This window comes from Enterococcus sp. AZ071 (assembly GCF_050499065.1).
Classification (GTDB): domain Bacteria; phylum Bacillota; class Bacilli; order Lactobacillales; family Enterococcaceae; genus Enterococcus_A; species Enterococcus_A ferrettii.
The window spans coordinates 1-26,246 of record NZ_JBIPAS010000002.1; the positions used below are offsets into that span (position 1 = coordinate 1).

The 26,246-nt window shown below is 37.0% G+C and carries 26 protein-coding genes; 9 read left to right on the top strand and 17 right to left on the bottom strand.

Annotated features, from left to right (window positions below; all coding sequences use genetic code 11):
• On the bottom strand, positions 1-109 hold a 109-nt coding region (locus IGI49_RS18655), incomplete at its 3' end, for a helix-turn-helix transcriptional regulator (protein WP_429966094.1).
• Between the two features lie 369 nt (positions 110-478).
• Between IGI49_RS18655 and IGI49_RS18660 the strand changes: the two genes are divergently transcribed.
• The 5 genes from IGI49_RS18660 to IGI49_RS18680 all read left to right on the top strand — a co-directional run bounded on the left by IGI49_RS18660 (position 479) and on the right by IGI49_RS18680 (position 5,015).
• The gene (locus IGI49_RS18660) at positions 479-1,120 is read left to right on the top strand and encodes a TetR/AcrR family transcriptional regulator (protein ID WP_429966066.1); all 642 of its coding nucleotides are present in this window, start codon (positions 479-481) and stop codon (positions 1,118-1,120) included.
• A gap of 116 nt (positions 1,121-1,236) precedes the next feature.
• Entirely contained in the window at positions 1,237-2,082 is an 846-nt protein-coding gene (locus tag IGI49_RS18665; RefSeq protein ID WP_429966065.1) for an ABC transporter ATP-binding protein, read from the top strand.
• A gap of 1 nt (position 2,083) precedes the next feature.
• Positions 2,084-2,854, top strand: coding sequence for an ABC transporter permease (locus IGI49_RS18670; protein ID WP_429966064.1), 771 nt, complete (start codon positions 2,084-2,086; stop codon positions 2,852-2,854).
• 520 nt (positions 2,855-3,374) lie between these two features.
• Positions 3,375-3,980: a rhomboid family intramembrane serine protease gene (locus IGI49_RS18675; RefSeq protein ID WP_429966063.1), complete on the top strand. Its 606-nt coding sequence runs from the start codon at positions 3,375-3,377 to the stop codon at positions 3,978-3,980.
• Between the two features lie 330 nt (positions 3,981-4,310).
• Positions 4,311-5,015 (top strand): alpha/beta fold hydrolase, encoded by a 705-nt coding sequence (locus tag IGI49_RS18680; RefSeq protein ID WP_429966062.1) that lies wholly within the window; start codon positions 4,311-4,313, stop codon positions 5,013-5,015.
• Positions 5,016-5,866: 851 nt separating this feature from the next.
• Here IGI49_RS18680 and rbsK read toward each other — a convergent pair.
• The 7 genes from rbsK to IGI49_RS18715 are packed head-to-tail and all read right to left on the bottom strand — an operon-like array spanning position 5,867 to position 12,396.
• The gene (gene rbsK / locus IGI49_RS18685) at positions 5,867-6,799 is read right to left on the bottom strand and encodes a ribokinase (RefSeq protein ID WP_429966061.1); all 933 of its coding nucleotides are present in this window, start codon (positions 6,797-6,799) and stop codon (positions 5,867-5,869) included.
• Between the two features lie 55 nt (positions 6,800-6,854).
• Complete coding sequence (locus IGI49_RS18690; RefSeq protein ID WP_429966060.1) at positions 6,855-7,802, bottom strand: nucleoside hydrolase; 948 nt, start codon at positions 7,800-7,802, stop codon at positions 6,855-6,857.
• A 21-nt stretch (positions 7,803-7,823) separates the two neighbouring features.
• Complete coding sequence (locus IGI49_RS18695) at positions 7,824-9,272, bottom strand: MFS transporter (protein WP_429966059.1); 1,449 nt, start codon at positions 9,270-9,272, stop codon at positions 7,824-7,826.
• Between the two features lie 47 nt (positions 9,273-9,319).
• Positions 9,320-10,141, bottom strand: coding sequence for an energy-coupling factor ABC transporter ATP-binding protein (locus tag IGI49_RS18700; RefSeq protein WP_429966058.1), 822 nt, complete (start codon positions 10,139-10,141; stop codon positions 9,320-9,322).
• Complete coding sequence (locus IGI49_RS18705; protein ID WP_429966057.1) at positions 10,131-10,979, bottom strand: energy-coupling factor ABC transporter ATP-binding protein; 849 nt, start codon at positions 10,977-10,979, stop codon at positions 10,131-10,133. The genes IGI49_RS18700 and IGI49_RS18705 overlap by 11 nt, the downstream gene beginning before the upstream one ends.
• A gap of 4 nt (positions 10,980-10,983) precedes the next feature.
• Positions 10,984-11,751 carry an energy-coupling factor transporter transmembrane component T gene (locus IGI49_RS18710; RefSeq protein WP_429966093.1) on the bottom strand — a complete coding sequence of 256 codons (768 nt, stop codon included), beginning with the start codon at positions 11,749-11,751 and terminating at the stop codon, positions 10,984-10,986.
• A 12-nt stretch (positions 11,752-11,763) separates the two neighbouring features.
• Positions 11,764-12,396: an ECF transporter S component gene (locus IGI49_RS18715; RefSeq protein WP_429966056.1), complete on the bottom strand. Its 633-nt coding sequence runs from the start codon at positions 12,394-12,396 to the stop codon at positions 11,764-11,766.
• Positions 12,397-12,611: 215 nt separating this feature from the next.
• Between IGI49_RS18715 and IGI49_RS18720 the strand changes: the two genes are divergently transcribed.
• Positions 12,612-14,510: a PfkB family carbohydrate kinase gene (locus tag IGI49_RS18720; RefSeq protein WP_429966055.1), complete on the top strand. Its 1,899-nt coding sequence runs from the start codon at positions 12,612-12,614 to the stop codon at positions 14,508-14,510.
• A gap of 816 nt (positions 14,511-15,326) precedes the next feature.
• Entirely contained in the window at positions 15,327-16,133 is an 807-nt protein-coding gene (locus IGI49_RS18725; RefSeq protein WP_429966054.1) for a CPBP family intramembrane glutamic endopeptidase, read from the top strand.
• Between the two features lie 119 nt (positions 16,134-16,252).
• Here IGI49_RS18725 and IGI49_RS18730 read toward each other — a convergent pair whose 3' ends face one another.
• The 8 genes from IGI49_RS18730 to IGI49_RS18765 form a co-directional block, all read right to left on the bottom strand.
• Complete coding sequence (locus IGI49_RS18730; RefSeq protein WP_429966053.1) at positions 16,253-16,999, bottom strand: ABC transporter ATP-binding protein; 747 nt, start codon at positions 16,997-16,999, stop codon at positions 16,253-16,255.
• A 3-nt stretch (positions 17,000-17,002) separates the two neighbouring features.
• The gene (locus tag IGI49_RS18735; protein WP_429966052.1) at positions 17,003-19,330 is read right to left on the bottom strand and encodes an ABC transporter permease; all 2,328 of its coding nucleotides are present in this window, start codon (positions 19,328-19,330) and stop codon (positions 17,003-17,005) included.
• 7 nt (positions 19,331-19,337) lie between these two features.
• Positions 19,338-20,156, bottom strand: coding sequence for a sensor histidine kinase (locus IGI49_RS18740; protein WP_429966051.1), 819 nt, complete (start codon positions 20,154-20,156; stop codon positions 19,338-19,340).
• 111 nt (positions 20,157-20,267) lie between these two features.
• Positions 20,268-21,005: a hypothetical protein gene (locus IGI49_RS18745; protein ID WP_429966050.1), complete on the bottom strand. Its 738-nt coding sequence runs from the start codon at positions 21,003-21,005 to the stop codon at positions 20,268-20,270.
• Between the two features lies 1 nt (position 21,006).
• The gene (locus IGI49_RS18750) at positions 21,007-21,909 is read right to left on the bottom strand and encodes an ABC transporter ATP-binding protein (RefSeq protein WP_429966049.1); all 903 of its coding nucleotides are present in this window, start codon (positions 21,907-21,909) and stop codon (positions 21,007-21,009) included.
• A gap of 91 nt (positions 21,910-22,000) precedes the next feature.
• Positions 22,001-22,666: a response regulator transcription factor gene (locus IGI49_RS18755; protein ID WP_429966048.1), complete on the bottom strand. Its 666-nt coding sequence runs from the start codon at positions 22,664-22,666 to the stop codon at positions 22,001-22,003.
• Positions 22,667-22,785: 119 nt separating this feature from the next.
• Positions 22,786-23,256, bottom strand: a complete 471-nt coding sequence (locus IGI49_RS18760) for a DNA alkylation repair protein (RefSeq protein ID WP_429966047.1) — start codon at positions 23,254-23,256, stop codon at positions 22,786-22,788.
• A gap of 9 nt (positions 23,257-23,265) precedes the next feature.
• Positions 23,266-23,598 (bottom strand): hypothetical protein, encoded by a 333-nt coding sequence (locus IGI49_RS18765; protein ID WP_429966046.1) that lies wholly within the window; start codon positions 23,596-23,598, stop codon positions 23,266-23,268.
• Positions 23,599-23,879: 281 nt separating this feature from the next.
• Here IGI49_RS18765 and IGI49_RS18770 point away from each other — a divergent pair, with 281 nt between their 5' ends.
• Both IGI49_RS18770 and IGI49_RS18775 read left to right on the top strand, forming a co-directional pair.
• Positions 23,880-24,470, top strand: coding sequence for a TetR/AcrR family transcriptional regulator (locus tag IGI49_RS18770; RefSeq protein ID WP_429966045.1), 591 nt, complete (start codon positions 23,880-23,882; stop codon positions 24,468-24,470).
• A gap of 26 nt (positions 24,471-24,496) precedes the next feature.
• On the top strand, positions 24,497-24,721 hold the full coding sequence (locus IGI49_RS18775) for a hypothetical protein (protein ID WP_429966044.1): 225 nt from the start codon (positions 24,497-24,499) through the stop codon (positions 24,719-24,721).
• Positions 24,722-25,088: 367 nt separating this feature from the next.
• Here the strand turns inward: IGI49_RS18775 and IGI49_RS18780 are convergent, their stop codons facing one another.
• Positions 25,089-26,246, bottom strand: a complete 1,158-nt coding sequence (locus tag IGI49_RS18780; protein WP_429966043.1) for an ABC transporter permease subunit — start codon at positions 26,244-26,246, stop codon at positions 25,089-25,091.

Genomic DNA, 26,246 nt, shown 5'->3' on the forward strand with positions numbered 1-26,246 from the left:
GCTCCCAATTAGATATTGCTTGACGGGAAACATACAGCTGCTCAGCAACCTCCCCTTGTGTTAGGTTCAGCTCCTTGCGTCGCTCCTTAAGTTTTTTCCCAATAGTCATTTTATGTTCCTCCTTGTTTCCACCCTAGCAAAATGTTGTGAAGATGCCTATCAAGTATCTCTTGCATCCTTGATATAAAGGGATTTATTGCTTATTCATTTTATAATATCAAATTTTCTCCTTCAGTGCTTAATCTTCTTACAGGAAACATTTGGCTAGTAAATTGAGTCAGAGTTTCTTTGACAATCAATCAGTCAGAGGAATCTATACTGGAACTTTCAATCCTCAGTCTATTCGATGAACCTTGAATGAACCTTGTTTGTTTAGCGAACGAGGTGACATTCTTTCGGTATGAATGTCATTGACAAATGAAAATCTAAATCATATAATACATTCATACCGTATGAATGTTTAATGAAGGAGAAAACTATGGCCAGAAACAAACATCCTGAAGTCACTGTTGATCGAATATTGGAAGTATCTAAACGACTCTTTCTTGAAAAAGGATACGACAATACCACCATTCAAGATATTGTCAATGAACTAGATGGCTTAACAAAAGGAGCAGTTTATTATCATTTTAAGTCAAAAGCAGAAATAATGAATGCCCTTGAAGACAAAATGTTTTTCGACAATGATCCGTTTGAAGCAATAAAAAAACATACAGAATTAACTGCGCTTGAAAAGATTCGATTAGTTATTAAGCAAAATAAATCTGATGAAGACCAAATGGAATTAATGAAACAATCGATTCCCCTTCTGGAAAATCCACATGTACTAGCAAAAAGCTTAGACACTAACCGCCGGATTCTATTTCCCCGTTGGCTAGAATTGATTGAAGAAGGGCAAAAAGATGGATCGATTCAGGTAGAAAACGCTCAACCACTTGCAGAGTTTTTGGTTTTACTTGATTTTTGGTTCATACCTTCTCTTTTTCCGGGAGGAAATGAGGAATTTTACCAACGATATCTTTTCATTACTGAACTATTGGATAAAATGGGCCTGCCCATTAGAGACAAAGAAATGGAAGGTTATGTCATGAACTCCCCTCTCTTTTCTGATCAAGTGTAAATAAAATTGTCTTTTACAGGGCAATTTTTATTTTAGCTATATACATTCATTCGGTATGAATGTAAAACTTGTTGACCTATTTCATTGGTCTATAAAATTCTAAGGAGGAATTTATCGTGTCGAATTCAACCCCTGCTATTATCGTGTCATCGCTAAAGAAAAGCTATCGGGACAAGACTGTGCTAGAAGATGTCACCTTCTCTGTCCCCAGCGGAACAATCTATGCTCTACTTGGTTCAAATGGCGCAGGAAAAACTACAGTGGTCAAAATTTTGTCTACTCTTTTGAAACCAGATAATGGAAACGCTACTATTAATGGTTTTGATGTAATAGATCAAGCAGATGAGGTTCGAGAATGTATCAGCTTAACTGGCCAATTCGTTGCGGTAGATGAGGTTTTAAGCGGTCGAGAAAATTTGAACCTGATCGGTCAACTAAAAAGACTACCTAATGTCAAGCGCAAAACAGATGAGTGGCTTTCACTTTTCAACTTGACTGATGCTGCTGATCGTAAAGTGTCTACCTATTCAGGAGGAATGCGACGAAGATTGGATATCGCGATGAGTCTGTTAGGCAATCCTGACGTACTCTTTCTCGACGAACCGACAACCGGACTTGATCCGCAAAATCGGATCGCTATGTGGGAATTGGTAAAACAACTTTCGTTGAAAGGAACTACAGTGTTTTTAACGACGCAATATTTAGAAGAAGCTGAATATCTTGCGGACAACGTTGCGATTCTTCATAAGGGACAGATTCTGGTTGAAGGCACTCCGCAATATCTTAAACAGATTATGCCTGCTCGAGGTGCTAAGCTAAACTTCGATAATGAAAAACAAGCAGCCAAAGCGGTTGAAATTTTGAATGAAAATAATATTGAAGTTACCAACCTGGAACAAAGTCTACCTTCATTAGAAGATGTGTTTTTGACCTTAATTGATGAGAAAATGGAGGATAATTAGAATGAATAAATCAAAGAGGAGTACCCTGTTCGATTCGTGGATTATGTTTAAACGTTGCTTATTTATTTCCTTGAGAAATCCTGAAGCTATTTTGGTAGCCATCATTGTACCTTTTATCTTAATGCTGCTGTTTGGAACAATCTTCGGCAGTATTTCCGATATTGAAAATTTCAACTACATTGATTTCATTGTTCCCGGAATTATCCTGCAGAGCATCGGCCAGGCATCGCAATATGCAGCTATGAATGTTGCTTCAGATATGAAAACCGGAATCATCGACCGTTTTCGTACAATGTCGATTTCAAAATCAGCGGTGCTGATCGGTCATACTGCAGCTGGAGTGATTAGAAATACCATTTCGACGATTATCATTTTTGTTACTGCTTTGCTTTTAGGCTTTAGACCAAAAGGCAGCTTTGGAGATTGGTGTATCGTTATTGGACTTCTTATTATTGTTAATACTACTGTCTCCCTGCTCGGTGTGCTTTGCGGCCTGCTCTCGAAAACAGTTGAAGGAGCCAGCAGTTTAATGCTTCCCCTCTTTATTTTGCCATTCATAAGTTCGGGATTTGCCCCTGTAGAAACATTGAACAGCAGTATTCGCTGGTTTGCCAAAACGCAGCCGATGACGCCGATTATCAACAGCATTCGGTCGTTAACGTTGGACTTGCCATTGGATAACAACTTAACGATAGCCTTGGCCTGGTGTATCGGCATTATTCTTGTGACTTATTTCAGTTCTTTACATGTTTACAACCGCAAAATTTCTTAGGGGTTTGCTCCAAAAAAAGATCGAATGACCAGATGTTACTTGACCATGTGTGATTCTAAACATTTGCAAACACACCATTATTCATAGACTGTGTTAACGGCAAACAAAAATGTAGGCAAACGGCAAGTTAAACTTGTTGGTTTTCCTACCTTTTTGTTTGCCATTTTTATCCTGTTTAAAACGAAGACTCGGATATATCTTGTATGGATTCCTACATCTTAGGCCTTATTGAATAGTAAAAAATTGAATGCTATCATTATTTTGTATGAACTATATTAGATTTAAAGTAGACATTGTCTCATCGTTTTTTTCTAAAGCACTCTTTTTGAGGGGAATTGGTTTTATAAATAAGAAAAGTTTCGATTTCTACATGATGACTACCATCATTTACCTTACGTAACTATTCAATAAAATTAGGTAAGAATAGGATCATGCGAATGATGGATGTAACGAATCATCTAGTTGTTCAAAGTTTGGAAAACAGCTTAACTACCCGGATTAACTAATGAAGGAGGAACATATGAAAAAAAGAAAGATAAATAATATAATCAGCTTCAACTCACCAATTATTTTGGGGCTTGCACTCTCATCTTTTATCGTATTAATTCTAAATGTAGCAACTAACGGAGAAATCAATAAATTATTTGCCATTTACTATACATCCTGGGCAGATCCAATGATGTATGTACGATTATTCACGCACACACTTGCACATCAGGATCTGAGTCATTACTCAGCAAATTTTCTGTTGTTATTAGCCGTGGGACCCTTAGTAGAAGAGAAGTATGGCAGTAAAAATGTGTTAATCATGATACTGACTGCATCCGCAATTATTGGCTTAATTAATATCATTTTCTTTCCACATACAATGCTTTTGGGTGCTAGCGGTATCGTGTTTATGTTCATCCTACTAGCTTCCTTCGCTAACGTGAGTGATGGAAGGATTCCACTTACTGTTATTTTAGTAGGAATGCTTTATATCGGAAATGAAGTCATAAGCAGTATGATAACTAGTGATAATATTTCGAGAATGGCACATATAATTGGTGGTTTATTGGGCGCATTATTTGGCGTTCTATTTCATATGGATAGGCTCCAAAATAAGAAAGAGAAGTCTGGTTATTAATTTTCTTGATCTATGCTCTCTTGGAATTTAGGTTAGCAGCATTTCGTTCTTCTCCCCCTTCGTTGTTCAAATTTCTGCGCTTAATAAACAGGTGTTTAATGAAGAGGAGCATCTAAGGTTCTGGCAGTAAAAGCAACCTGAAAAAGAGTCTTTACCACTACTATCGATTACATTTTAGATCTTTAGCCTGTAGGAATGACGGTCTAAGTTCGTTATACTGTCATAGAGAAATCAAAACAATTTAAGGAGATTCATACAATGGACCTATGGCGGCTCACCTTGAAAATAATTATGTGGCTTCTTATTGTCTATTTCAGCTGCAATTTCATCATGCAAACAATCAGTTACTCTTTTTACAAAAATGCTGAAAAACTGAAAAAAGTTGATCTAGATCCAATAAAACTGAACTTCAATGAACAGTTATCAGGATACGGTTGCAATCTTGATGCTAAGTCTGACAAACTAATCTTTTACTTTGGTGGTTCAAACGATATTGCTTATAATTCAATCGCAAAATACGGGGATAACTTTGATTGCCCGATTTTTTCCGTTGATTATTACGGAACGCAAAATAGCGAGGGCAAAATGAAACTTGACACGATGCAGAAGTCAGCTACGGATGCCTATGATTGGCTAGTTGAACATTATCCTAATAAGAAAGTAGTCGTTATAGGGCACAGTTATGGATCAGGTATGGCAGCCTACCTTGCTAGTCAAAAAAAGTGTGCAGCTCTTGTATTGATGGCTGCATACAGGGATGTATCTGATCTGTACAATAAAATTATTCCTATTTTTTGGGGACCTGCAAAAGTATTTATTTCAGATAACATGAAAGTCGATCAGTACGCGAAAAATGTTGTTTGCCCGACATATATTATTGGATCAACCTCTGACAAAACCCTTTCTGCGAATTTACAAAAAAACGTTGCTGTTCATTTCAAACAATCAGAGCTGAGAATTTTCGATAATGTTCACCATAAAAATTATTTTACTCAAGAAGTTGTTCACTATATTCAAACTAAAGTAATTGACTAAAACCAGCGGATTATTCTGCAGCAAAAAGTGGTTTATTCCGTTGTATTCTCAGCAACTTTTTGCTAAACATCTATACGACTACCAACTACTAGTGAATCCCCCACTGGAACATCAATCTTTTTAAACAAAAAACAAGCTCTATTCAAAAGCCTCATTTCTGAAATAAGGTCTTTGAATTGAGCTTGTTTATATTGACCTTAAACAGCGAATTTTAGTGTAAAATCCTAAAGCTACTCCAAAAAAAATACAGGTTCATTCAAGGTTTAACAAGTATATTAAACACATAAAATAAGGAGAAGAGGTTTTACTATGTTCAAAAGATATTTAAGTTACAAACATACTCGCCTGAAAAAGTGAGAATAAAAAGAAGCTTTTTAAATATGAACCGATAGCAACTTTTGGAAAACTTCTGAGGAGTACAATCGATGGAAAAAATCCTGAGCTGGACGAGACACGACTACACTGATCCAGTCTATGAGGTTTTTCAATAATATTAAGCGAGGAGTAGTGTTATGGGAAAAAATTTTTCCTGACATATCCGAAATTTCCGGATATTTCGGTTACTTATTGATGTGGTGCCCTGTAACATTGTAAGACGAAGGTATTATCCTAAAGATAGCATTTGGAGATTTCAAGTAAGTAAGCCCCGATAAATTTCAGATGGAAAAATCGTTTCTCACACTTTTTTATTCATTGTTTTCTCAACTCCCTTCACAACTGCTATCCATTTAACCAAATAGAAACGTAAACAATAAAGAGAGACTTCGCAAGTGTCATACAAAGTCTCTCTTTATTTTGATGTAAGGGGTTGTTTAATTCTTTATTCAATTGCTTGGCTCACTTCTTACCATCTATACTTTAATTTTTTGCTCTTTTTCGCCTAACTCTGACTCATAAGGAATAGAAGGTTGTGCTCCATAGCGTTGAACAGTCAACGATGCTGCTTTATTGGCATACTTAATTGCTTCTTCAATATTTTCAAAATCCATCGATAATTTTGTGGTGAACGCTCCGATAAACGTGTCGCCTGCAGCAGTTGTATCAACTACACTTACCTTGCTGGCCGGAACAAAACCTTGTTTTCCATCCAAAACAGAATAGAACGCCCCTTTGCTGCCCAATGTTACTATTAAAACCTTCACATCCAAAGAATGAATGATTTTAGCAGCGTTAATTAGGTCTTCTTTAGTATCGATTTTGTCCCCTATTATTGTTTCCAGTTCAATTTCGTTCGGAATTAAAATATCCGTCATTCTGATAATAGAATCAGGCATCTCTTTTAATGCAGGTGCTGGGTTGAGAATCGTTAATGCAGCTGATTTCTTAGCTATCTCAAAACTCTGTTCAATACTTGAAAGATTAGTTTCTAATTGAGCAATAACATAGTCACTCGAAGAAATTAATTCACTACTGTCCAATATATGTTCGCTTGAAATTTGCTGGTTTGCTCCACCATAAATCACAATACTATTTTCACCATTATCATCGACGGTTACATAGGCGCTTCCCGTTTTGATATTAGTTAAATGATCAATAGCTGAAGTATTAATCTCATCTTGTTCAAGTAACTCAACTAACGTTTTTCCCCCATCATCATTTCCAACGGCGCCGATAAAATTTACTTGTCCACCATTTCTAGCCGCAGCAATAGCTTGATTGGCTCCCTTCCCTCCACCATTAGTGAATACTTCTTTTGAGTGAATTGTCTCACCTGGTTTTGGAAATTGTTCTGTTCGAATCGTTGTATCTAAATTAATGCTTCCTACTACTGTAATCTTATTCATCTCTGCACTTCTCTCCAATTGACTTTGCTTACCTTTTAACTTTTTCATAAACAGTTTATGAAAAGTATTTTATCGTATCCATTGTTAATTTTCTGAACTTATCTAGATCAAGATTAAAGGCAACATTGACATTTTTCTCTTTTTTAAAGACATCATCATAATCAACAACGGTGCTGCCAAGTGCCAAGGTATCGCTTGTTTCAACTTGTACATTCATCGGGTAAACAGTAAACATATCTGGATCAATTACATAAGCAACAGCACAAGGATCATGCATATGAATACCTTCAACATGCTTTTCATCTGCCCAGTAAGGACGTGTTGTAGTTAGGTTGAAAAAATCCAAAAGGTCAGCCATGGTAGTTGCTACTTGGTTCCCAATACCGCGTATTTCTTTTATGTCCTCTTCAAATAATTGAGCTTTCAAGGTTACATCTAACCCGAACATCGCTACTGGCACACCGGATTGAACAACAATATCTGCCGCCTCGGGATCAACATAAATATTAAATTCAGCATGAGGTGTCATATTTCCACCAAAGCAGGCTCCTCCCATAAAGGAGATTAGTTCGATTTTTTCTTTTAGCTCAGGATGAGACAATAAGAAAATTGCAATATTCGTTAATGGTCCTGTTGCTATTAACGTGATCTTTTCTTCAGACTCTTTCAAAATTTTGGCAATTAACTCATTGGCAGAGATATCTAGATCTTGTATATTAGACTCCGGTAATTCAGCACCATCAATCCCTGACTCGCCATGAACATCATCCGCGATGATCAACTCTCGACGCAATGGTTTTTTAGCTCCGCTAGCAACTGGAATATGTTCACTCTTTGCCAAGGTTAACAGTCTTTTGGCGTTAACGTATGTTTTTTCTGGAAGTTGATTTCCAGCAGATGTTGTTACTGCTAATAACTCAATTTTTTCTGAAGCGATAGCCATCAATAATGCTAATGCATCGTCGTGACCTGGATCGCAATCTAAAATTACTTTTTTTACCATTGTTTATCCTCCAATACTAATCTATTTGCTTTGCTGCATTTTTTCACCATGAGAGTAAATCATTTTTCTTGTTACAATAAAGATCGCAAGTGCTATTAATACAATGACACCACCAATTAAGAAAATATTCGCATATGTTGAAGCAGCACCTTCGGCAGAACCAACAACGCTGCTCCCAGATAGGACGCCTGACGACATCATGCCGCCAAATACAGCAACACCCACAGAACCAGTGATAGCTTGTACTAAATCATTTACACCTAGTACACGACCAGATTCTTCTGGTGCAACAGTTAGTGTCGCCGTGTCTACAATCGGTGAATAAAAGAATGATGTACCAAAGTAATAAATACAAGGCGCTAATGCTAATGCCCAGACTTTTCCGTGAGGAATAGCGAATGCAATGGCTAATAAACCCAGACCCATGAAGGATAAAGCCATGATAATTGCCGCTGAACGTCCGATTTTTTTAACGACAGGACCACAAACAAATCCTAAAACAGCAGCTAATAAGATAGAACCAACTAATAGTAACGATACTTCCGCAGAATCAATTCCAAAAACGTTCAAGCCAATCGCATTTACTCCTGCATTCAAGGTGTAACTAAAGAAGTACCCAATGAAGATAACTGCCATTGTTGCAATCAATGCCGGGTTTTTCAAAAACTCAGGTGTAATAAATGGATTTTTAGCTTTATTAATATACACGAAAAACAATACTAATGTTACTACTGAAGAAATTGCCCAAAAAGCATTCATATCTGTGAAAAACATCGTCATTGCTCCAGCAAATGCACCAATTAAAATAAATCCAAGCCAGTCAATATTTGCCCCTTCAGCCCGTTCATCAGGTAAGTTTTTAGCTAACGAAGGAATAAATAAGATTGAAATGATTGGAACTGCGAATAACCAGCGCCAGTCAATTTTTGTGATATAACCAGCTGCAACAACCCCTAAGGCAGCTGAAAAACGAAAAACAGCTACAAAAATACCGTAATAGATAACGCGGTTTTCTTTAGCAATATATTTTGATACTAGCACCAAGAAAACTGATCCTGCGACTTGTCCTCCGGCAGATTGTAAGACGCGAGCAATAACTACCGCCCAAATACTGCTTGGTCCAAATCCAAAACCAATGATAGAACCTATAACAAAAATAATTACTCCCAACAAGGTCATTTTTTTCAATGAAACAAAGTCACCTAGCGCGCCATAGACTACACAGACAATTCCTAAGACAATCCCTGGAATTGAGGTAATAAGTGGTGCTAAGTTTGTCGCTCCTAATTGTTGTCCAATATTGACAAAGATCATACCAAAGGCTTGTTGTTCCAGAATACCAAAAGTGAATATTAACAAAATTAAGGGTATCGCTTTTTTTGCCATACGATTCATTGTTTCAAATTCTTGGCTTCCTTCTTCAGGTATCGGAACACCAACTATTTTTTCTCGCTCATTTGTTGCTGCCATTCTTTATCCCCACTTTCGTGATTTATCTATATAAAAGGTGATCTCACCTATATATACGTATTTCCTGTTTTCTTGTTTTTAAAGTGCTGATGAAAATCCTGTAGAGTAAAAACTGGCTTTTCTAATCCTAGTGCCTGCCCCACCCGCGTAATTGGCGGTGGACTTACTGAACTAGCCTGCAAAATTTCTCGACTTGAGAAAATCACATCTTTGGTTGCTCTTTTCACTATTCTTCCTTTTGCCATCACGAGTATTTGATCAAAGTTTTTTACAACAAACTTCATGTCATGGGTGATTGTTATACATAGTTGATGGTTTTCTTTCAGCGCGGTAATGATCCTTGCCAATCGTTTATTTCCTTCAAGATCCTGACCGCAAGTTGGCTCATCCAAAATAATCATTTCTGGGTTCATCATCAAAATCGAACCAATTGTACAAAACTTTTTTTCTGTCGCATTCAAATCAAAGGGATGAATCAATAGCTTGTCAGCTAATCCGACTAAATCAGCTACCTTTTTTAATCGTTCGTTGATTTCTTTTTGAGGTACTCCTTGCTGTTTTGGACCGAATTCAAACTCTTTTTTTACACTTTCTAAAAAAAGCTGATTGTCTGGATTCTGAAAAACGTACCCAATTTTTCGAGACCAAAAAGCTGTTGTATGGTTCTTAATACTCTCTCCGTTGATTAAAACATCTCCAGTGGTTGGCCGTAACAACCCATTCAAATGTTTAACGAACGTGGTCTTTCCAGCACCATTTTGACCAATGATCGCAATCGGCTCAGTCCCTTCAAATACAGTATTAATTTCGCTTAAGGCATTATCACCTGAAGGATACTGATGGGTAAGATTGATAATTTCAATTTTCATTTGCTAACACATCCTCTAGTTTTTTTATCGCTTGCTCTTCAGTTAAGATAACTGAACTAGAGTCGTAATCTTTAGTTAGTTCATAATAATCTGGGGCAGCAATGCCATATTCAGCTATATTTGGATTGCTGAAAACAGCTGCTGGAGAATCATTCAAAATTAAGTTACCGTTGTGTAGCACGAGTACTCTATCTGCTAGTTCTGCAACCTTTTCCATGTCATGATCTACCATTATAATCGTCATACCGTTTTGATTAAGCCTTTTAACCGTTTTCATTATTTGCTGACTACCGGCTGGATCTAATTGAGTTGTACATTCATCTAAAACTAAGACTTTTGGTTCTAGAATTATTGCCGAAGCGAGAGCAACTCTTTGAACTTGTCCCCCCGAAAGCTCTAACGGATTCTTATCTAACAAATCCTTTATTTGCACAATATCTGCCACTTTATTGATCTTTTCGATCATTATTTCTTTCGGCACTCCCCTATTTCCTAGTCCAAAAGCTAATTCCTCACTGACAGTATCAGCAGTATATGACAACTGATTAAAGGGATTTTGAAAAACTAAGCCCACTGTTTGTGATAATTCCCCCACACTGCATTCAATTGTTTTTTTTCCATCAATTTGAATCACTCCATCTGTATGCCCAACAAAATAGTTCGGAATTAAACCTGCTAATGCATTGCACAGTGTTGATTTTCCAGCTCCATTAGCACCTACTATTGCAACAATCTCACCTTTCTGAACTTCGAAAGTTATATCTTTAAGAGCTACCTCTAATGCTTCATTGTAGCGGTAAGAAAAGCTAGTGGATTCAATAATAGTATCAGTAACCATCTCGTCACCCCCTCATTTCAAAAAATCGTTTTAAAATACAAAAGACGATAAATGATCCTGAAAATATCTTTAAAAGCGGATCAGCATTGCTATGCTTAATTTCAATAAAACTCGTAGGCTTCACTCCATTAATACTGAACCCTCTTGTTTCCAGAGTCATTCCTCTTTCTTGCGCATCGGTTAATGATGAAAGTACGACAGGTCCAATAAGTGGAAAGAAAGCCTTCGCTCGTTGAACGAAATTACCTGTTACTTCAACACCTCGAGATTCTTGCGCTTCCTGAATTATTTTCACTTTTCTTTGCATTTGTGGGACAACGTTCAGACTCGCCAAAATCAAGTAGCCAATTTTCATATTGAGACCGGATTGTGTAAGAGCAGCCACAGTTTCTGAATTTTTTGTTGTCTGCATAAATATATAGAAAGTACATAGAAAAACTAACAATGTGGAGGAAATTTTTAATGCATACAACGTCCCTTCCAAACCAACTTGAGCAAATCCTAAATCAGCAATGATTATGGAATTTTTTGGACTATACAACCCTTGAATAAAAAGGAGCATGAATGTAACAGGTACTCCGAACCCAAGGAGGACTAAACTAATTTTTTTCCCCATACCTATAAAACCACCAAAAATTGAAGTCACTATTAAAATTCCATAACCCAGAAAAGGACTAGGATAAATCATACAACCCACTCCGAGACAAAGTACAAGGATTAACTTCGTTACGGGATTCAGTTCTTTCACAAAACAAATGATTTTATTACTCATTTTCACTGATTATCACCCTCGATTCTTCGCCCTCTCATTTATCAATGAAGCGTTATCCAATGGCGCGTATTGGCTAGAGAATCTTTTCGGTATCTTTTTTACTAACCAATAAACAATCAAAAAGACTAATCCTTTATCTACTAAATTCTCTATTAATGATGTAGAAAAAACAGAAAGAACAATTTCTTTAGTTGCAGCAATTAAGGCTGCCGTTGCAAGAGAACTGGCATTGACCCCAGTAGCACCACCATACACAAAAATCGTAATTAGTGACGAAGCAAAAGAATTAGTAAGCGTGCAGGCCAACCATGTACATGTTGCCCCTGCAATATTTTTAAAGAAGCCAGCCATTACTAAATACCCTGTAACCACGCCGCATAAAACACTAACAAGTGCATACGGAAAAAAAATTGGGTTTGTCACAATTGCTAAAAATAAGTTGGTAATCAATCCACAAAGTGCAGCCACCCAAGGTCCGGCTAAGCATGCAACCAATACAGTTCCAATCATATCTAGAAATAGTGGCAGTTTTAATGCCGAACATAAGGTGCCACCTACCAAATTGATTCCAACAGCAATCGGGATCAGTACAAGTGCTTTTGTTGAAAAATTTTTATGGAGAAATGCTTGAAAATATTTTTTCATTCTAGTTCCTCTTCACAAAAAGTGATAAAATCAAACCCAGGAAAACATTTTCGGAAAACGTTTTCCTTGATTAAAATTTATCATCGCTTACAGTTTTTGTCAATACTTTTTTTTGCTGTTGTTAAAAAAATTTATCTTTTTTGACGAAACATGCTTGACCCCTCTAGAATGAGTTGAGTATGATAAGATAGAAAACGAGGGAAAAGGAGAAGTTTATGAATATAAGAGATATCGCAAAATTAGCTGGTGTTTCTGTTTCAACGGTTTCAAAAATTGTAAATAAAAAAGACGCTAGCATCAGCAACGAAACTCGAGAGAGGGTTTTGAAGATTGTTCATGAATACAATTACACTCCCTATTCAGCAACTATTAATTCTGCAACGACCACCGGTTCAATAGGAATATTAATTAACTCTTCCAATTACGTTGATCAAACGCTTAACGGTGTGATTGATTTTGCTCAACAAAAGGGCTACAGTCCTATAGTGTTTAATAGCCTTGATGATCAGAAACAAGAACTGAAAAATATTACTGCTCTATGTACAAAGCAAGTCGACGGAATTATTTGGGATCCAATAGCTGAAAGCAGTTTAAAGAATCTAAAACATATTAAATCTTTAGGTATTCCACTGATATTGATTGGACAATCAGGAGAAGAAACTTCCCTTTCAATCCCTTATGAAGAGCTGTCTTATTTTTTAGCAAAACAATTAATCGAGAAAAACCATAAAAAAATTGCTTGCATTATCGGAGAAGATAAATCGAAAGAGGCCTTTATTTCTGGATATAAGCAAGCCCTTTTTGATCACAATTTAAAATTTGATGAATCAATGATTATCCATAGCTTGGACAATTCAATCAATGACGATATTATTGAAAAACAAATATCTGGATTTATCTCTGGTGATTTTTTTAAGTCTATTGAGCTATACAATCTAACCATGCAAAGCAGTTTGGAATGCCCGAAAGATTACTCATTACTTTCCCTTCGTGATGTTACCGACGAAAAGTACAAACACTATCAAGATAGACTATCTACGGCCCCAATTAATAAAAATACATTTGGTAAATATGTATGTCAATCACTGATTGATATCATTACGAAGGATCAAGAGCCAAAGCTGTATCATCAGGAAATAGTGTTGGAAAATGTGCAATCAATAGGTTTTCCTGCTGAAAATCAATACCCGACAATTCTCGTGGTAGGTAGTGTAAATATGGATACTTATCTTTATTCATCTAACCTTCCTCACAATGGTTCGACAAACTTTTTATCAAATTTAAGTAAACGTCCTGGAGGTAAAGGTCTCAATCAAGCTATTGGAACAGCAAAGCTTGGACACCAAGTTCGTCTAATTGGATGTGTTGGTGCTGATAGCGACTCTAACACTATGTTTCAAGAACTTAATAAAAACGGGATTAACACTGAAGGAGTCTCGCGCTCTGAAGATATAGAAACAGGACAAGCTTATATTTTTGTTGAGTCCAGTGGCGACTCTATGATTTCTATTTTACCTGGGGCTAATACGGAGTTATCTCCTACGACAATCAAAGATAATTATCACTTATTCTCTAATGTGGGATTCTGTCTTGTTCAAACAGAAGTTCCAATCGAAACGGTCGAGGCAACTTGTTTAATTGCGAAAGAAAAGGGTGTAAAAACAATCTTAAAACCAGCTGCGTCAAAAAAAATACCGGATTCACTTCTACGCAAAACGGATTATTTCGTTCCCAATGAGGACGAGTTATCCGCATTATGTCCAGATTTTAATACAATTGAAGAAAAAGCAGAACACTTAATTTCCAAGGGTGTAAATAATGTGATTGTTACTCTAGGCAAACAAGGCGTTTTTCTAAAGAACAAAGAAAAAGAAAAATATTTTCCAGCTGCTGATTTTTCAGCCGTTGATAGTACCGGTGCTAGTGATGCTTTTATTAGTGCTCTATCGGCTTATCTATTAAGAGATTATTGTTTAGAAAAAGCGATTCGAATTGCAACCTACGCAGCAGGTTTCTTGGTATCACGTGATGGCATAACTAATGCGTTAGTAGATCGTACGACATTAGAAAGCTTTATTGCGAAAAACGATCCTAATTTGCTCTTAAAAAATTAGACCATCTAATGGACTCTTTTCGAGAGATTAAGTTCGACCTTTATTTAGATAACCGTTCTCTAATTTTTTTCCTAAAGCTCATAATTTTTGTATTGAAAAAGTGAAAAGAGACCTTCAATTAGGGTCTCTTTTTATTGCTCCCGAAATCGTCTCTTTTGGTAATAATCCAAAAGTGAAATATCTTTATACGAAGCAGCAATGTCTGATGATATGTATATTCGTATGACAATAAAAGTAAAAACACTTTTATATTGTACGTTCAATTAATTCCGGATTATTGTTAAATCGTTAATCACATTTACTATAACAAACTACCTTATTTCATTATCAAATCAAATATCTGTCTTTTGAATAATATAGATAATTTTTTGGGTTTATTCTATCCTTCATAAGGAACAGTCAAGCCATTTCTACTTAGAAAACAAGCTCAACTCAAGCTCTCGATTCTGAAACGAAGCTTTTGAGTTGAGCTTGTTTATATTGAACTTCTTAGTACAAAAAACTAAGTCTGTTTACAAAATTACAGGTTCATTCAAGGTTGAGTAATTATATTAAATACATAAGATATAGAAATGAGGTTTTGCTATGTATAATAAATATCCGAGTTACAAAACTTGCTAAAAATAGCAAACTCGCTTGAAATAGCGAGCGTGGGAAGAAGCTTTTCAAATGCGAAGCAACAATAATCATTGGAAATCTTCTAAGTAGTACAAAAAAAGGAGCTAAATCAATTGAAAAAACCTAAGCTGGATGAGATGTGACTTCATTCTTCCAGTCTAAGAGTCTTTTCAATGAAATTGAGTGAGGAGCATGGTTATGGAAAAAAGCAAAAAGGCAATTACCTTATTTTTAGTTATTACGTTTGCTACTAGTTCTATTTTTTATGGTCTAATCATCTTAGGAGAAAAAATGTTTCCTGATTTATACGAAATTTCCGGATACTTCGGATACTTATTGATGTGGTGCCCTGGAATAGCAGCGATCATAGTAAGACGAAGGTATTATTCTAAAGATAAAATCTTGGGATTTCAAGTAAGCAAGCCCAGATATATCTTGGCTGGAATCCTTTTACCCGTGTTATATTGGGGACTATCTTATGGCATTTATTTGCTATTCTCCAAATCCTACAAAGTAAGTGACGAAGTTATTACTTACTTAGTAAAATCACCGATGACTTTTTTCGTCTATTTGTTGATTTTCTTAATCACAGCCATGGGTGAAGAAATTGGGTGGCGAGGTTTTCTCGTGCCAAAGTTGAATGACCTGTTTGGAATGAGGAAGACCGCTCTTATAAGCGGCTTGATTTGGGCTTTATGGCATTATCCGATTCTATTTTCTGGTTATGTTTCCCAAATCCCCCTTTGGTATCAACTGATTACTTATACACTATTAGTATTCGCACTATCTTTTATTATGGCTTTTCTCCGACTACGTTCAAACAGTGTTTGGCCTGCAATATTACTACACACCAGTCACAACTTTTTATGTCAATTAATTCTTGATCCATCAATAATTGGAAAAACGAGACCCTTTTTAGTTGGAGAAACAGGGATAATTTCTATCCTGTTCCTTATCCTTTTGGCAGTTGTCATGACTAAAAAGTATGCTGCTGTAAAAAACTAAATTTTTGATTCAGTAAATCGGCACCTCTCATTTCGATAAGAGGTGCATTTTTTGTGCGTAAAAGCTCACAGTCAAATTCATTGTGCTGTGAGCTTACTACTAACTATTCTCTTGGTTTATCAAACACCATTCGCCTTCATCGCTGACAGGACTTGCTCTACTCGTCCCTCTTCCAAACTTGAATCAATATTCAGCTCTATCATAATCTTGCCATCTTTCATAAATAATACACGTTCTGCTTTGGCGGCGACTTTGGCATCATGGGTAACCAGTAAAATAGCCATACCTTCTTGATTGATAGTTGTTAGCAGGCTCATGATTTCTTCCGCTGCTTTTGAATTTAAAGCCCCTGTTGGTTCGTCAGCAAATAAAATATCTGGTTGACTCATCAATGCCCGGCAAATCCCCACTCGTTGCAATTGACCACCAGAGACTTTAGTCGTTTCTCGCTCTGCCAGTTCGCTGATTCCAGTTTTTTGCATTAAGGATTTGGCTCTGGACAGATTATCGGCTTTGTTCTTTTGAGTGTTTTGCAAAACCGGTAAGAGAATATTGTCTAATAGATTCAGATTCTTCAGCATCGTAGGCTGCTGAAAAACAAAACCAAATTTTTCTCTACGTAAATCCGCCAAACGACGCTCCTTCATGCCTGTCAGCTGGATGCCCTCACATTCGATTGAACCTTGATCAATGGTATCCGTTCCGCTTAGTGCAAAAAGCAAGGTTGTTTTCCCACAACCAGAGGGACCCATAATGGCGACAAAATCCCCCTGCTTAATTTCTATATCCACTTTGTCGAGAATGGTCACCTTAGGGTCATCGCCAAATGATTTTTCAATTTTTGTGCCAGTCAGTATATTTTCCATCGGTTACTCCTTTATATATTCAGGTATAGTGATTTTACCAATGTCTCTCGTGCCAATTAATGTAGCAATAAAGATAGATGCTGCCATAATTAACGGTGCGAGAAAATAGGCAAAGAATGGATTGATTTCAAAGTGAATCGAGGAAAGACCAAAGGAAGAAATCAAAGCCACGCTAACATATTCTCCCAGTGTATTCGCTACTAGTGTTCCGGTTAGCACCCCTAAAATCAAAATTACGCCAGAACGTGCAAAATACTGCTTGCGAATACTCGTATTCTCAAAGCCGATTGATTTTAAGATAGCTGTTGAAAAGCGATCTTTTGCAATCAGTAATTTCATGAACAGAATCGTCACTAAAAAGATCAGGAAGACCGTAATCAGGATGGCAATCAAAGAAGCCGTTTGAATTCCTGCGATGGTTCCGCCTAATGTTTGTTGAATATGTTCATCAATGTCTGCGACAGAGGCATATTCGTATCGTTGTTTAAATTCTTCTGTCTTATCATCAATCATTTCTGCTTTTTTAAAGGTTATTGGGATAGAGCTTCCAATCACATGAGCCTTTTCTTGGGGCGGATCAAAGATTGCCTTGGTGGTTTTTCCGCCGTTTGTCACATCCGAATAAATACCGCTGACAGTCAAGGTTCGTTTTTTGCCAGCTACTAATAGCTCCAGTGTGTCTCCTACCTTTTTCTCTAAATCATCTGCTACCATATTTGATAAGGCTATTTGTACCTTTGATTTAGGGGCTGTCCCTTTTCCATAAGCCACTGGAAACTGTGTACGGTTTCCGAGCTCAACTTTTAGACGTTGGGTTGTTTGATCAGGCATGGCGACATCAAACATATAACTAGTTAACACCGCATAGTTTTCAACGGTTTGATCCTTCGCTAAATCACTAGCTATTTGATTTGTCTTCTCAGGAATATTATCTGTCTGCTGAAGATAAATCAGTGAATCGCATCGGCCAATCCCCATATAAGTCATAAAGCTTTTTGATGAGATAGTCGTATGAAGATTTCTAGGTAATATCATTAGAAAAGCAGAAATAATCACGACTATCAGCATCGTCAGATACAATTTTTTCCTCACCAAAACATCTTTGATTCCTAAAAAGACATTGGTGGAAAAAAGATGATTTTTACTTAAGGTGAAATGGCTGCTTCTTCCGGTCTTCTCTTTAGGAGCACCAAACCGAATCGCCTGTGCCGCTGATATTTTACGAAATCGTCTCATTAATCCGTTAGTATAAAGTAAGATATTGCTGACAATTAGGATTGCCCCAAATAAACTGAACATTACACTTAGCATGCCATTATTGCTTTCTCCAAAATATAACCGAATGTTTTCCATCAAAGGTTGCTGAAGCACTAGAGCACTGACAAATCCTAGAATTCCAGCGAATAAAGAAAGCACACCATATTTTGCCAAGTAAATTTTACGAATCATGGAAACGCGGATTCCTATGGCTTTTAAGACACCAATTTCTTGATAATCTTCCTCTATTTTTGCTAATAATGTAAAGCGAATACACAGAAAGGTAACTAATATAACCAGGAGGCTGATAATAACTAGCACACCTATCATCATTCCATCAGTAATAGCATTAGCCAATTTGAAATTTTGGTAGCTGACCGAAGGCGGTCCATTGGATTCTAAACCTGCTGCTGCATACGCATTTTCTAAATCAGATATCTTTGAAGGATCCTTTAATCGAAAAAGAATTAATGTTTCTAATCTGCCGAACTTTTCCAGCTGCTGGTAGTCGGCAGGATGAAGTAAAAACCGTTTTGAAGAGATCAGTGCTGCATTCATTTGTGAATCACGCAAAAATCCAGCAACCTTGAAAGATATTCCATGAATGGATAATTGATCCCCTAGCTTCGCCTGTCCTTCTTTTAGATAGTATAATGGAACATAAACTTCTCCCTTTTTTGGTTGAATAATCTGGCCTTCTATATCCAACAAATAATCAAAATCTTTACTTTGGATAGTTACTCCATTATCTTGGATACTATCCTTCAAAGTATGCTCACCGATCGTAATTTCTGATCCTTCAAGATTTAGAAAAGGACTCGTTTGAACCGCCTGAACATTGGCTTGCGCTTTAGCAAACTGTTGCAGTCTTGCTTGGTTAACTTCTCCTGAATGCATCTGCATTAAATGAGGTGTTTTGGCTTGTTCCATACTATGGTCAATGGCACTTGCTAAGTTGACAGCGAGTCCTGCCGCTAAAGAAGTTAATAAAACTGCTAAACAAATGAACATGGTAATCGTTGCGGTAATTAGTCTGTTTTTTTTGATGTCATTCAAGACCAATTGTTTGTACATACGCACCCTACTTTCTCGGAAAATAAATTTCAAGTACAAAGGAATTGTTTTCGAGAAATGCCTGTGCTTTGCCACCTTGCTTTTCGGCCAGTAACCGAACAATATATAGGCCTAAACCAGATTGTCCGTTTTTCCGGCTGGTGTCAGCAGTATAGGTTCGTTCAAATACTCTATCCATATCAATCAAGTGGGGTTGATCGGTATCATTTTTTACTTGGAGAATCAGAAATCCTGAATTCTTTTGAATAGACAGCTGAACATAAGATTCGGCATACCGCAAAATATTCTGCAGGAGATTGATGAAAATTCGTTCGATTGTTTTTTTATCTCCTTTGATCAGCTCCATTAGATTCGTTTCATCAATCTGAATTTCCAATTGACGCCTCTCCAGCTCCTGATGAAAAGTCAGTAAAGTGGGGATTAAAATTTCTTCTAATGAAAGGACTTCTAGTTGAACTGGCTGATCCGATGATTCTAAACAAGAAAGCTCATAAAATAGATCAACTGTATTAGTTAGATCGTCAATCTTCTGCTGGATGATCGTTAGATAAGCGCTTCGTTCAGTTTCACTGAGATTCTCATCCCGCAGCAGATCAGAAAAGCCCTTAATTGAGGTCAAGGGGGTTCGTAAATCATGAGAAATATTAGTGATTTCCTGTTTCAGCTTCCTAGACTGCTGCTGCTCATGCTGTTGTTCTTGCTTAAACTGTGTGATTAAATTATTTACCTGCTTCGCAAAAAGATTAAGTTCCTGGTTACGAGAATTTGTTCGAAGATGTTCATTGGTGCCGAGCTCGGCAATAATTTCTTCCAACTGCTTAGTCATTTTTCTAACATCCCAGCGGTAAAGCTGGATCAGCAGAACGCTACTGACGAAAAGAACCAAAAATATGCCACATAGAATCCAACTCACCAACATCTTCAACCCTCTCTATCACTAAAAACCTTTTCGGTTAAACAAGCTCAACCCGATAATTAAACATAAAACGACTACGATACCGCCCGCTATCCAGTTTTCCGGCATTGGCGAGACCCTTCCCTCAAAAAATTGATTAACGACCTCAGCCAATAGATTGGAAGGAAAATAGTAAGATAACTGCTCATTTTTGACAAACAAGCGAAGAATTCCATACAGCAGCTCTCCTGCTAAAGTATAACTAAAAAATAAAACTAGAATCCTAAAAATCTGACTAATCTGAAGCATTGTTAGTACATGTCCAAAGACAAACATGCTAATAAACAGTGGTAAAAAATTACTGATAGAAATGAAGTAATCCTTTAAAATTCCTGGATCAGCAGTGAATAAAGTTTCTCCTAAAAACACTGTCAGTATTACACCCGCTGCAAATACAACCAATAAAACACCTAGCGTGATCAATAATTTAGCTAGAAAAATCGTCTGTTTAGAAATCCCAAAAGCAAGCGTCTGTTTTAATACCCCATCATTTTTTCCCATTAATAAAGAATTGAAAAGTACTACCATAAAGAAATTGATCACGACAGTTATTAACAAATTGCTAAAATAGAATAGCCAAGTGGTTTCAAAAAAACTATCAGACATATTCTTATAAACAACCGTAATCCCACAGCTAATCAGTAAATAACCTACACTGGATATATAAAATGCGGTTCTACGAAATAGACGATACTTCTCACTGGCCAAATAATTAATCATGTCAGCTTTCCCCAATTCGTTGTAAGAAATAGTCTTCCAGCTTCAAATCCTCTATCCTTAATTCACTGATGGAAACACCGTTACTTACTAAGAGTTGATTGATCTCTGCACTGTTTTCTAAGTGATTTTGAATACTAATCCAACCACTGGATAAACAACGATACTGGATATTCGGAAAATTACGCTCCAATAATTGGGCAGCTTGGTCGCTTCGATTCACCTTCAGCTTCAACTGCTTTTGACATTTTTCCTGTAATTCTGCCTGACTAATCGTTTCAATGAGTTTTCCTTCATGAATAAAAACGTAGCGAGTGGCAATTAGCTGCAATTCCTTTAAAATGTGACTAGCGATTAGGATAGTCACTTGCTTTTGCTGGTTCAGCTCCAGCAACAGTTGACGGATTTGATTAATACCTTCTGGATCCAAGCCATTTGTCGGTTCGTCTAAAACAAGACAATCAGGACTAGCCAGCAAGCATAGCGCTAAACCCAGCCGTTGCTTCATTCCCATTGAATATTCCCGAACCTTTTTTCTTGCCTGATTGGTAAGTCCAACCTGTTCCAGAACCTCAGTAATCTTGGACTTTTCAACTACCCCACGTTGAATCCGAAAATACTCTAAATTCTGCTGTGCTGTGAAATCTGAAAAAAAGGGCGGCTCCTCAATTAGAAAACCAATCCGACTACGAGACTCTGCCGGTTCAGAGCTGCCAAAAAGTTGGATTTCGCCGCTCGTCGGCTGGAGCTGTCCGGAGAGCATTTTAAAGAAGGTTGATTTTCCTGCACCGTTTTTACCAATTAAGGCGCAAATTTCCCCTTTAGCAAGGGTAAAATCCAGTGATTCAACGGCGGCTTCTGTTTTATAGTGCTTCGTTAATCCATTTACAGTGATGACAACAGCCATGGCTTCAACTCCTTCATTCCTTTGTTAGCTTTACTTTAGTTTATTTCCCGTGAATAAGCTTTAAGCAACTCATAAAGAAATCATAAAGAAGCTATACCAGCACAAACCCAATTCCCCAAATAGTTTTAATATATTCCTCTGTTGTTTCTTTTGCGATCTTTTTTCTTAAGTTAGACACATGAACACTAATTGTATTGTCATCCCCGACGTAAGTGCCTCGCCAAATTTTTTCGTAAATCTCTCTTTTCGCTAAAGCCCGCTCTGGATAATCGAGAAATAAACAAAGGATGTCAAACTCAGCATTTGTTAGCTGCAATTCCTTCTCGCAAATCGTTGCGGCATGTCTTGAGGAGTCTACTCGAATTTCTCGCCAGCTTTTTCCTTGCTCGTTGCTGTGAATCATCCGCCTCAGCTGTACGTCGATCCTAACAGCAACCTCATCTTCACTGAAAGGCTTGGTTATGTAATCATCCGCTCCGTTTTTCAGCAGCTGAACTTTATCCTCAATGGCTTTTTTGGCAGATAAGACAATAATTGGAACAGAACTAGTTGCTCTGATCTTTTGTAAAACATCTTCCCCTGTCATCCCTGGCAGCATTAAGTCCAATAAAATCAAATCAAAAGACTGTTGCTGCAATTGAAGTAATCCTTCCGTTCCAGAATACGCAGCAGTTGCCTGGCAATTTTTTTTATGCAATATTACCTGCAGCAAGTGATTAATTTCAGCATCGTCTTCAATAATTAGTACTTTTTTCATACGTCTTTATCTCCATTTTTGTTTTATTATAAAAATAATAGCATATTCATCAGCCCACTTGTCGTATTTTTCAAGATAATAAAAAAAGACCTATTATGGTGAAATAATAGATCCCTTCCTCAATTCTTAGATTTATTGATTGTTCTTAAAGCTTTTTTTATGATGTACTGCGTCTCCTTTGTTTCACTTTCCTCCTGCCAGCATTGACATACCTGCCTTACAAACTCTGGCTGAGTTTTACTGGCATCGTTCAGCCAGTTTGCCACGCTGTCTCGTACGTATTTAGATGGATCTGACTTGAGGGGTTCAAGAATCACTAAGCCCTGCTGCGGATTTTCTTTTAAAACCTCAATGTGTTTACACCATACACCACGAGGACGAGTAACTTCGCTGGCAAACCGTCGCAGACTGTCATTCTCAGACAGACTCCATTCTGATAAACTATGAATACTTTCGTCTAAGTTGGCAATAATTCTAGGTCTAACCGCTGTCCAAGCCTCTTCCCTGACATTAAAATGAACGTCAGCAGCAAAGGGACGAATCTTTTCCAGCATCTGCTTAAGAGTTAAATCTGTATTTTTCCCAATCATAAACGTTCCTCAGCTGCGAACCAGATCAGATGAGTAGTGAGAAATAATTTTGAAAAATTCTTTGTCGTCATAAAGTATGGTTTGTTGAAGCAATCCTGCGCCAATCGTTTCACTTATCAGGTTACTAGTTTGTTTCTCCAAAGAGTCAACCATTTCTAAAATAGGCTGTAAATACTTTTCCCGATCATGCTTGACCAAGACCTGTTCTAACAACAGTCGGCGATCTATGGCAAACCATTCAACCACATTTGCACTTTCTAGTTCACCTTGATTTAATCGTTTAAGTGTACTTTTTGGTATTTCTTTCGTCGTACGAGCACCTTTTCGCTTAATAGGTTCCATGAGCCCCTCCTTACTATCTTTTTTGTAAATTCTTCATTAGGATTAATTAGTTTGATTTTAGCGTATATGCTTCTGCTCGTACGGTTCTTTTCAGAATAATGCTCAGTTTTTAGAATGAAACTAACATTTTAGAGAGTTTAATTTAATGGTTATATTAGGCAACAAAAACCTAGTTAAAAATGGCAATGGGAGATTGACAGTTAAGATAAATGTGATAAAATTAATTTATGAATATTTTATACGAATATTCATAAAGAATGTTTCAACAAAGGAGGATTCAAGTGCCTTTAAAACCGGTATTGTCTTATGAGGACAAAGAGCGGCTCAAGTACGATCTGCAAGTTCTTTGTGAAAAACTTTGGATTTCGCAAGGTTACAGAAAAACAAGCATTAAAGAACTTTGTACAAAAACTAAGATTGCAATTGGCACTTTTTATTCTCTATTTACCACCAAAGAGGAACTTTTTTACGAAACTTCGCTGACTATACAAAATCGTTTGAAGGAGCAATTTATGCAAACGGTCATGAAGCAGCCGAATAAACGTGGCTTTGCGGAAGCTTTGAAAGAGCTATTTCGCGAATTCGATCGCAAACCTTTTCTATATGATGTGAACACACCTGACTTCCGAGCATTTGTCACTAAATTGTCAGAGGAAGAAATGCATGCATTGAAATTTGACAGTCTGGAATTTTTTGAATCAGCGCTGCAAGCAGCAAATTTGAAACCTAAAATCGAGCGTGCAAAATCTTATGCTGTGTTTAGTTCATTACTTTCGACGATTACCACAAAACAAACGATTGCAGCCATCTACAATTATTTCGATGTATTTAATTTTATGGCGGATACCTTAGTAAATGAATTATTTGACTAAATTGATGAATACAGGAGGAATATGAAATGATCAATGAAACAGCAAATTATTTCGAGAAAGCAGCTAAACAACTGGGACTGACCATTCAATTGCCACGACCTAGCAAAAAAATGAAAACTTCTTCTGCAATTACCAATGGATTATTAGGAATTGGTTTGATTACATCAGGCGTTGTCTTCAAAAAAGCTCCTTTAACTGTTCTAGGCGTCCTAGGAGCAGCCGGTGCCGTGATGCTGGCAATCGAAGAGTAGATGAGCAATCATCTACTTTTTTTCTGAAGAATTATGTAGTTGTTAAAATTATTCCAGTATTCACCGTGCAAACTTTATAGCCAAATTCAACTCTGCAACAAGTCATGCCTTCACCATACCTATGACTTTTGAAACGGTGGATAAGTCTTCCAACTGTTCATAACCTTGTCATTAAGAATCTCCTTAATTTTTATGTAGAACATCTCTATTTAATATATTGCCCCCTTTGCTTTCGTTTCAGAGGGCTTTTTTCAAGTATTCGTTAGTTTCAATAGTACACCACAGCTTTAGTTTCTTGGTTATTTATAACAAACTCTCCATACAAAAAGCGAATTTCCCTAATGGAAATTCGCTTAATTTTTATCAATTAGGAGATTCGATAACGTTTCATTCGCCAGTAAACCAACCAGTCAAATACCCCTTTTGCTAGAAGGAAAATAATCAGCACCCCAATCAAGTTCATTAGTACTGTGCCAAATAGAAAGCCTTCCTTCAGCTGAATCAATTGGAGTATTTTTAATGATCCATAGTTATTAATCGGAAATAATTGTAAGATCTTCGCTGGGACCCCTTCTTTAAAAACTCTTAGTAAAAGCTCCGGTGCAAAAAATGCACCTAAAGAAATAGCTAAGGAACTAAACGGTGATTTGGTCATACTTGAAACATAGCAGGTCATTGCCACAATAGCTGAAACACTGACAATCTGAACACCTCTAGTCAAAAAGAACACTTGCAGAAGATTAATAAACCAAGGAAAATCATACAATCGCCACATTAAGTTAGCTTGAACACTAACATTCCAACCGCTGAACCCAAAAATAATTTGGAAAAGAATAATCGTCACGAGCTGAGCAAATAGAAAAATTCCTAAGCTTAAAAGCATTGCCGCAGCCAGTTTACTTACTGTTGATTTGGAACGACCGTATTTAGTTGACAGCAGCAGCCCTATATTCCCTCCTGATACCTCATTAGAGAAAATTGTCGAGCACAGGAAGATAATCAAAAGTGACGTTAGTATAAATATTCGATCTAAGGCATCCATTAGAATGGACCAGCTTGGAAAATTACCCGTTTGAAGATAGCCATTTTCTGGCTGATTGAATCCGACTTGATCCAAAGTTTTGATACGGGACTGTTTGATCGGAAAAACTTTTCCTTCTTGTGCAGCATCGTAAATCTGAGTGAATAAGTCCCCTGAATTTTTAGTAAAAGTAGTAATCGTGTAGTAAGAATACATATCGAAAAAATCTGAATTTGGATTTTTTGCTCGTTCTTCACTGTAATCAACCAGCGTATCGTGGATTTTTTGACTGGTTAGATCCCCCTCGTACTTAGCGGTGATAGCACTATTTTTTTGAACAGCTGCGCTGCGTGAGATGTCCCCTTCAAGCCTACTATGCATCCGTGAATTCACTAAATAAATCTGAAAAATCCCGCCTAAGACAATCAAAAATACCACGAATGCTCCCAAAATTGCCTTATTCAGCAATACCTTTTGAATTTCATATTTAATTAATTGTAGCAT

Excerpts from the sequence above, each read along its gene's own strand:
- IGI49_RS18660 (WP_429966066.1), top strand. The coding sequence starts at position 479 with ATGGCCAGAAACAAACATCCTGAAGTCACTGTTGATCGAATATTGGAA.
- IGI49_RS18670 (WP_429966064.1), top strand. The coding sequence starts at position 2,084 with ATGAATAAATCAAAGAGGAGTACCCTGTTCGATTCGTGGATTATGTTT.
- IGI49_RS18675 (WP_429966063.1), top strand. The coding sequence starts at position 3,375 with ATGAAAAAAAGAAAGATAAATAATATAATCAGCTTCAACTCACCAATT.
- IGI49_RS18680 (WP_429966062.1), top strand. The coding sequence starts at position 4,311 with ATGCAAACAATCAGTTACTCTTTTTACAAAAATGCTGAAAAACTGAAA.
- rbsK (WP_429966061.1), bottom strand. The coding sequence starts at position 6,799 with ATGAATAAGATTACAGTAGTAGGAAGCATTAATTTAGATACAACGATT.
- IGI49_RS18690 (WP_429966060.1), bottom strand. The coding sequence starts at position 7,802 with ATGGTAAAAAAAGTAATTTTAGATTGCGATCCAGGTCACGACGATGCA.
- IGI49_RS18695 (WP_429966059.1), bottom strand. The coding sequence starts at position 9,272 with ATGGCAGCAACAAATGAGCGAGAAAAAATAGTTGGTGTTCCGATACCT.
- IGI49_RS18700 (WP_429966058.1), bottom strand. The coding sequence starts at position 10,141 with ATGAAAATTGAAATTATCAATCTTACCCATCAGTATCCTTCAGGTGAT.
- IGI49_RS18705 (WP_429966057.1), bottom strand. The coding sequence starts at position 10,979 with ATGGTTACTGATACTATTATTGAATCCACTAGCTTTTCTTACCGCTAC.
- IGI49_RS18710 (WP_429966093.1), bottom strand. The coding sequence starts at position 11,751 with ATGAGTAATAAAATCATTTGTTTTGTGAAAGAACTGAATCCCGTAACG.
- IGI49_RS18715 (WP_429966056.1), bottom strand. The coding sequence starts at position 12,396 with ATGAAAAAATATTTTCAAGCATTTCTCCATAAAAATTTTTCAACAAAA.
- IGI49_RS18720 (WP_429966055.1), top strand. The coding sequence starts at position 12,612 with ATGAATATAAGAGATATCGCAAAATTAGCTGGTGTTTCTGTTTCAACG.
- IGI49_RS18725 (WP_429966054.1), top strand. The coding sequence starts at position 15,327 with ATGGAAAAAAGCAAAAAGGCAATTACCTTATTTTTAGTTATTACGTTT.
- IGI49_RS18730 (WP_429966053.1), bottom strand. The coding sequence starts at position 16,999 with ATGGAAAATATACTGACTGGCACAAAAATTGAAAAATCATTTGGCGAT.
- IGI49_RS18735 (WP_429966052.1), bottom strand. The coding sequence starts at position 19,330 with ATGTACAAACAATTGGTCTTGAATGACATCAAAAAAAACAGACTAATT.
- IGI49_RS18740 (WP_429966051.1), bottom strand. The coding sequence starts at position 20,156 with ATGACTAAGCAGTTGGAAGAAATTATTGCCGAGCTCGGCACCAATGAA.
- IGI49_RS18745 (WP_429966050.1), bottom strand. The coding sequence starts at position 21,005 with ATGATTAATTATTTGGCCAGTGAGAAGTATCGTCTATTTCGTAGAACC.
- IGI49_RS18750 (WP_429966049.1), bottom strand. The coding sequence starts at position 21,909 with ATGGCTGTTGTCATCACTGTAAATGGATTAACGAAGCACTATAAAACA.
- IGI49_RS18755 (WP_429966048.1), bottom strand. The coding sequence starts at position 22,666 with ATGAAAAAAGTACTAATTATTGAAGACGATGCTGAAATTAATCACTTG.
- IGI49_RS18760 (WP_429966047.1), bottom strand. The coding sequence starts at position 23,256 with ATGATTGGGAAAAATACAGATTTAACTCTTAAGCAGATGCTGGAAAAG.
- IGI49_RS18765 (WP_429966046.1), bottom strand. The coding sequence starts at position 23,598 with ATGGAACCTATTAAGCGAAAAGGTGCTCGTACGACGAAAGAAATACCA.
- IGI49_RS18775 (WP_429966044.1), top strand. The coding sequence starts at position 24,497 with ATGATCAATGAAACAGCAAATTATTTCGAGAAAGCAGCTAAACAACTG.
- IGI49_RS18780 (WP_429966043.1), bottom strand. The coding sequence starts at position 26,246 with ATGCTACAATTAATTAAATATGAAATTCAAAAGGTATTGCTGAATAAG.